A 6,017-nucleotide genomic window follows, 5' to 3' on the forward strand; every position below is an offset into this window, starting at 1 on the left:
CGACGAGGACCAGGTCGCCGTCGGCGAACTCGGTGCGGGTGATGGTCGCGGTGGGCCCGATGAGCTCCCCGATCGCCCGCTCGGCTCGCAGCTGCGCCGCCGGCGCGCCGACCTCCTCGGCGACGGGGGCGGCCAGCCGTAGCCGCATGCGGCAGCGGCGGTGGTCGAGCAGGTCGGCCTCGTAGCGTTCGAGCAGGCGCCGGGTGACCGCGGTGACCACCTCGGCCTGCCACTGGGCGTCGCCGTCGTCCACGCCGGGGGCGTAGCGCAGCACGATCCGGGCCGGCATGCCCGGCCAGCCGCGGCTCCACCGCTTCAGCGTCACGGCGCGGCGGTCGAGAGCTCGTAGACCCAGCAGCGGCGCCAGGGCCTGCAGCAGATGGTCGGACAGCTGGTGGCGGAGCTGGGTGCGCTTGCCGTGCGCGGCGACCAGCGCGGCGAGCGGGACGGCCGCGCCCAGGCCCAGCCAGCCGGGTGCGGGACGGTCGAACACGAGCCCCGCGCCGAGGGCCGCGACGCCGGCGGCCAGGCAGAGCACGGCGTTGCGCAGCCACGGCACCTGCGGCGGCGCCAGCCGCCCGGCCCGGGCGGCAGTGCCCTCAAGGCGACGGCCAGGTGGCCGTCGCACGGTGATGGGCCGGGCCATCTCACCTCCCCTGGAGTCCTCGCCCGGGGAAGGTCTGGGCCGGCTCTGGTCTGTGACACCCGCCGGCTGAGCACGCGCAGGCGTGCCGGCCCGGTTCAGTCGCCTCGCTGCCTGGGGTGTTGACGGCGTGGTGGCCTGGTGGTGGCGCGCTGGTGGGGGCGAGGAGGGGGCCAGTTGGCGGCGAGGTGGGTGCCATCCTTGCCCGAACTGGCCGTTTGACGCCCTACCTAAAATCGGCCTCGGACACGGTTCTCGGAGAGGTTCTGACCGAGGCCGATTTTGGGTGGACGCAGCCTCACCACCCCGACCTCGACGTGATCACGCCGCCGGGGCCGCCGCGCGCGGCCGCGACGGGACCCAACCGCCGGCCGTGCCCGAGGCCGCCGCACCTCCTCGGAAGCGGTTCCGGTCAGGGCCACCGGAGGACCTCCGGTGGCACGCGACCGTCGAGGGGGACCAGACCGCGGGTGGACGCACCTGTCTGCCCGGTGGCGAGGTCGACCAGGTGGGCCTCGACCCACTGCAGGGGCCCGGGCGGGTCCTCCCCCATCATCTGCGCGAGCAACAACTGCTCGAAGGCCGCCAGCGCGCAGTCGCGGCTGCAGTGGGAGCTGATGACGCTGCCGTCGTGGAGTCGGCGGATCTCGTGGGTGACCGGCAAGGACGCCCGGGGGCGGCTGGTCGTCATGGGCGTCAGCCTGCCCGCCAACAGCTGCATGCGGGTTCGCCACCAGGATCCTGTGGACAGCGGGCACGCCGTCCACAGAGCGGACGCTGCCCGTGGCCTCCTCGATGGAGGTGCACTGGGCAGCCGGCGTGGCCGGTCCCGCGCGGCGCGCCGACCGGGACACCCGTGGGCCGGGTTTGACCCGTGGACGGCGGGCGCCACCGGATCAACCCCGGGCGTCGCCCGGGCCCTGCCCGGCCGGCTGGAGCCGCGTGACCGTCCAGCCGGCGGCCGAGGCCTCCGCGCGGATCACCAACTGCAGGCCGGTGTCGTAGTCGGCCACGACGTCGATGAGGAACTCTCCGGCCACCCTCACCTCGATGCCGAGCAGACCGGCAACGGGGATCCGGGCGAGGTCCATCTGGCGGTACTCGGCGGTCAGGTAGTCGCTGGTCCAGCGAGTCACCCGGGTGCCCCAGTCCGGGCCGGGCTGGGTGAAGTCGGTGGCGAAGCCGGTGACGACCGGCCGCCACGGTTCACGCCCGGGCGGGTGGCCTTGGCCGTGCTCGCCGGCGTGTCGGCGGTCCTGCGGGCCCGCACCGCCGGGCTGAGGGTCCGGGGCGGCCACCGGGGTCGGCTGCTCGTCGGCGGCAGTCGGCGGTGAGCTGGCACTGTCCGGCGTCTGGGCAAGGGTGGTGGAGCTCGCCCCGGCGCTCGAGGACGTTGTCGGCGGGATGAGGAACACGGCTCCGACGATCGCCAGCAGGGCCGCCGTGACCAGCAGGACCGGTCTGCGCCGGTCCTTGCCCGCGCTGTTCACGGCAGGGTCCCCGGGTCCAGGTCCTGCTGCTGCAGGAAGGGCAGCGGATCGGTGGTGGCGCCGTCGACGCGGACCTCGAAGTGCAGGTGGTTGCCGGTGCTGTCCCCGGTGGTGCCGACCGCGCCGATCAGCTGGCCGGCGGTGACGGTGTCGCCGGTGGCGACCCGGATGCCTCCGTCGACCTGGTGGGCGTAGTAGGTGTCGACGTTGGGCGCGGTGTGGATGGTCACCAGGTTGCCGTAGCCGCCGTCGTCGGAGCCGGCGAAGGTGACCGTGCCGTCGGCGACCGCGCGGATCGGTGTGCCCGAGGGCGCGGCGAGGTCCAGGCCGGCGTGGAAGGTGCCCCAGCGCGCCCCGTAGTCGGAGGTGAGTGTGTAGGTGCTCGGGTCCAGCGGCAGGGACCAGCCGGCGGCCGAGACCGCGCCGCCAGCGCCGGTGCTGCCGCAGCCGGCGCCGGTCACCCCGGACGGGGCGCCGCCGGCCGCTGTGGTGGGGGCCGTGGTGGGGTCGGTGGTGGTGTGCGAGGAGGCGCCGGCCAGCCGCTGGTAGAGCTGGGTGGCGATCGTCTCGTCGTCGGCGTAGGCGGTCGGATACGCCGAGGCCTGCACGCGCTGCCCGGCGGTGGTGACCGTCATGCGTTCCCAGCCGGGCACCCGGCCCAGCGCCTCGTAGAACTTCCGCGCGGCGGTGGGCGGGTTCATGAGCTCCTCCAGCGTGCCCCACCAGGGGTACTGCTGCTGGAAGGCGTTGACGCTGCCGTGGTCGGTGCCGACGGCGTCGTGCGGGAAGGTCAGTGACCGCTCGACGCCCCGTTGGTCGGGGCGCAGGTCACCGCCGAGGCCGTCGTTGGCGTAGTTGCGGAAGCGGGACTCCTGACTGGCCACGGCGAGGGCGACGATGATGCCGCGGGAGGGCATCTGCATCTGCTCCCCCACCGAGACGATGGTGGCCGCCGCGGTGATCTGCTCGGCGCTGAGCCCTTCGACGTCAACGGTGTCCAGGTAGCCGGGTTCGAAGGCGCCGCCGGGGTTGCCGCCGGGCACCGGGCAGCCGGCGGTGCTCTGGCCGGCGCCCAGCACCGCGGCCACCAGCAGGATGGGCAGCCCGGCCACCGCCAGCGCGCCGGCCGTGAGGACGCCGGCCGTCACCACCAGCAGCTTGCGCACGGTCGGTCAGCTCCCCGGTCGCCGCAGACCGCGGCCGTTGGCGCGCTGGTGGGTTCGGGAGTTGGCGTCCCGACGGGCGGCCAGCTCAGCGCGCAGCCGGGCGGCCCGGTCGTCGGTCGGCGCTGGTCGCTTCGCCGGGCCGGCGAGGACGTCCCCGCTCACCGAGGTCGCCGGCGGGCGGGCCGCCCGGGCGTCGGTGCCCGGCGTGGGCGGGGTCGCCGTGCCGGCCGATGGTGCCGGCCGCCCACCGGGGCCCGGCCGTGCGCCTGTCCCGGTTGCCGGCCCGGGCACCGCCCCAGCCGGGGCGGTGCCCGGCGGACCGCCGGCGGGTGCGGTGGGCGACGTCGCGGACCTGTCCGGGCCGCGGCGCTTCGGCGTCGCGGCGTCGGACGCCGCGGTGCTCGACGGGCGGGCGGATCGAGCCGCACCCAGTGCTGCGGCCGCCGTAGCCGCCGGCGGCCCGGCGGGTGCCGGCGGCGAGGCGGTGGCCGACGAGCCGGCCGGCAGGCTCTTGACCGCCAGACGGGAGGCCAGCGCCACCCGCCGGGCGGTTTGCGCGGCCTGGATGGCCTCAGCGGCGGTCGCGGCCTGGCTGCCAGCCTGCAGCGCGCCGGCCGCACCGCCGGTGAGGGACAGCGCCGCGACCTGGCTGCCCAGGGCGAGCAGCCTTCCGCCGGTGCCGGGCTGAGCGCGGGTGCTGGTCACTCGGTGCCGGACGGCGGCGGCCGCTCCCCCACCACCGCCGCCACCGCCTCCTGGGCCGCCGCCGGCGTCGTCGGCGGGGCCGCTGGTCGACCCGTCGAAGCCGGCCGGCAGCTGCGGGACGACCCCGCCCGGCGGAGTGCTGTCCGCTGCCGCGTCGGCGGGGGCGCGGCGGCCGGCGGCCCAGCCGGCGGTCGCGGCAGCGAGCGTGCCGGCCACGCCGGTGAGGGAGGCGGCGGCTGCGCCGACGCCTCGGCCCAGGGCGGCCGAGCCACGCCCCAGGGCCCGCCCCCCGTCGATGGCGACGCGGCCGGCGGTCGCGGTCATCCGGCCCTTGTAGTAGAGCTCGGTGGGGTTGAACTGGCGTCGGGCCGGCAGCGCGGTGGGGCCGGTGCCGGGGCGGGTGGCCATCGCCGCGGCGAGCCGGTCCGCGGCCTTGCGCAGCTTCGCGCGGCCTTTCCAGAACAGGATGATGCCGACGGCCAGCATGACGTCGACGAGGAAGAAGGTCGCCATCGTGCCCTGGGCGCCGGCGGTGCTGGACTCGAACAGGCCCTGGATGAAGACCAGATAGCTGGTCAGGAAGACCACGGCGAACACCACCGTCACCAGGGCCATGACCAGGTCGGCCAGGGTCTGCCACAGCGAGCCGCGGGCCGCGCCGGGCAGGACCGCCAGCACCACCGTGACGATCAGCCGCAGCGCCTGGTAGAGGGCGAAGACGGCGGCGAGCATGACGGCGCCGGCCAGCACGATGGCGAAGACCATCACCAAGGACGCCGCCGGGCTGACGATGACCGCGCTGGCGAACTGGCCGGGGCCGGGGTTGGCGGCGACCTCGCCGAGGTTGGCGTCGCAGTCGCCGATCGCGTCGCGGATGTCGTCGTCGCCGCCGTGGGGACCGGCGCGCAACACGTCGTCGTAGGCGCCCTCGCAGCCGCCGCCGTCCAACACCTCCCCGAAGTTGATCATCTGGGTGGGCATGCGGATGAAGGTGTCGACCAGGGTGCCGGTGACCTGCTGGCGCATCGTGTCGGCGTCGCCGCCGACGTCGCCGTTGTTGGCCATGCCGGCGGACAGCTGCAGGCCGACGTCGCGGGTGGCCATGATCAGCCCGCCGTCGCCGGCGACCTGCTCCACGGGGTCGGCGAACACCCCCACGGCCAGCGCGGCGATGACCGGGCTGGCCACCAGCTCGAACACGCCCACCGACCAGCGTCCCCGGGCCATCCAGGTGACGGCCACGGCCGTCGCGGCGGTGGCGAACACCGGGACGACGCCGAAGCGGTCGACGATGGTCTGCAGGCTGTCGCCCAGCACCAGCACCGGGGCGGCGACGACGGGCAGCCAGGCGAAGGAGATCACCCAGTCCAGGAACCAGATCGCGACCACCACGCAGCCGCGGTAGATGCCCCAGACGAGGTCGAGCAGGAACGACCAGATGAGGTGGCCGGGGCTGGTGACACCGCCGCGATCCAGGGACAGCTCGTAGTTCCACACCGAGATGCCCCGGGTGTCGGCCAGCTCGATCCAGCGCAGCGCTCCCGGCGCCTGGCCGGCGGTGCCGTCGGCGGCCTGGGCCGTCCCGGTCTGCCACAGCCAGAGCCCGACGGCGGCGATCGCGGTGCCCGGCCGGCGGGGACGGCGCCACCGGGCCGCGCGGGCGCCGGCACCCAACTGTGCGGGGCCGGTCCGCCGGCCGATGCGCCGCCGGCCGCGACGGTCCCGGACGGGCCGCGGCGGCCTGCTCACGCCGCCGTCCCGTGCTCGGGGCACAGCTCCGGCGGAGAGGTGCGCACCGCGCAGTTGCGGGCCGGCACGCACGGCGGCAGCACCTTGATCCGGCCCACGTTGCCCGAGGAGTCGCGCATGAAGGCCTCGCCGCGGCGGTGCTCGGGCACGCCGGCCGGACCGACCGGGGAGGTCTGCTCGGTGAGGAGGGTGAGCAGCTCGTCGTCATCTGGGTCCAGGTCCAGCCAGGCCAGGCCGCGCCGGGCCAACGTCTTGTCCCGGTGG

The 6,017-nt window shown here is 75.8% G+C and carries 6 protein-coding genes; all 6 read right to left on the reverse strand.

Features of this window, described 5'->3' with window-relative positions:
* The coding region (locus tag BUB17_RS24755; RefSeq protein ID WP_208983676.1) for a hypothetical protein at positions 1-646 on the reverse strand (646 nt) is incomplete at its 3' end.
* A 409-nt stretch (positions 647-1,055) separates the two neighbouring features.
* The gene (locus BUB17_RS24760; protein ID WP_141243202.1) at positions 1,056-1,334 is read right to left on the reverse strand and encodes a hypothetical protein; all 279 of its coding nucleotides are present in this window, start codon (positions 1,332-1,334) and stop codon (positions 1,056-1,058) included.
* A gap of 205 nt (positions 1,335-1,539) precedes the next feature.
* On the reverse strand, positions 1,540-2,133 hold the full coding sequence (locus BUB17_RS24765) for a hypothetical protein (RefSeq protein ID WP_072921451.1): 594 nt from the start codon (positions 2,131-2,133) through the stop codon (positions 1,540-1,542).
* A complete protein-coding gene (locus BUB17_RS24770) occupies positions 2,130-3,299 on the reverse strand; it encodes a M23 family metallopeptidase (protein WP_072921453.1) in 1,170 nt (389 codons plus the stop codon). Before BUB17_RS24770 ends, BUB17_RS24765 begins: the two co-directional genes overlap by 4 nt.
* Positions 3,300-3,305: 6 nt before the next feature.
* Positions 3,306-5,753 carry a hypothetical protein gene (locus BUB17_RS28370; protein ID WP_072921456.1) on the reverse strand — a complete coding sequence of 816 codons (2,448 nt, stop codon included), beginning with the start codon at positions 5,751-5,753 and terminating at the stop codon, positions 3,306-3,308.
* On the reverse strand, positions 5,750-6,017 hold a 268-nt coding region (locus tag BUB17_RS24780), incomplete at its 5' end, for a hypothetical protein (RefSeq protein ID WP_175561484.1). The genes BUB17_RS28370 and BUB17_RS24780, both read right to left, overlap by 4 nt.

This window comes from Geodermatophilus obscurus (assembly GCF_900143215.1).
In the GTDB taxonomy this organism is placed as follows: domain Bacteria; phylum Actinomycetota; class Actinomycetes; order Mycobacteriales; family Geodermatophilaceae; genus Geodermatophilus; species Geodermatophilus obscurus_A.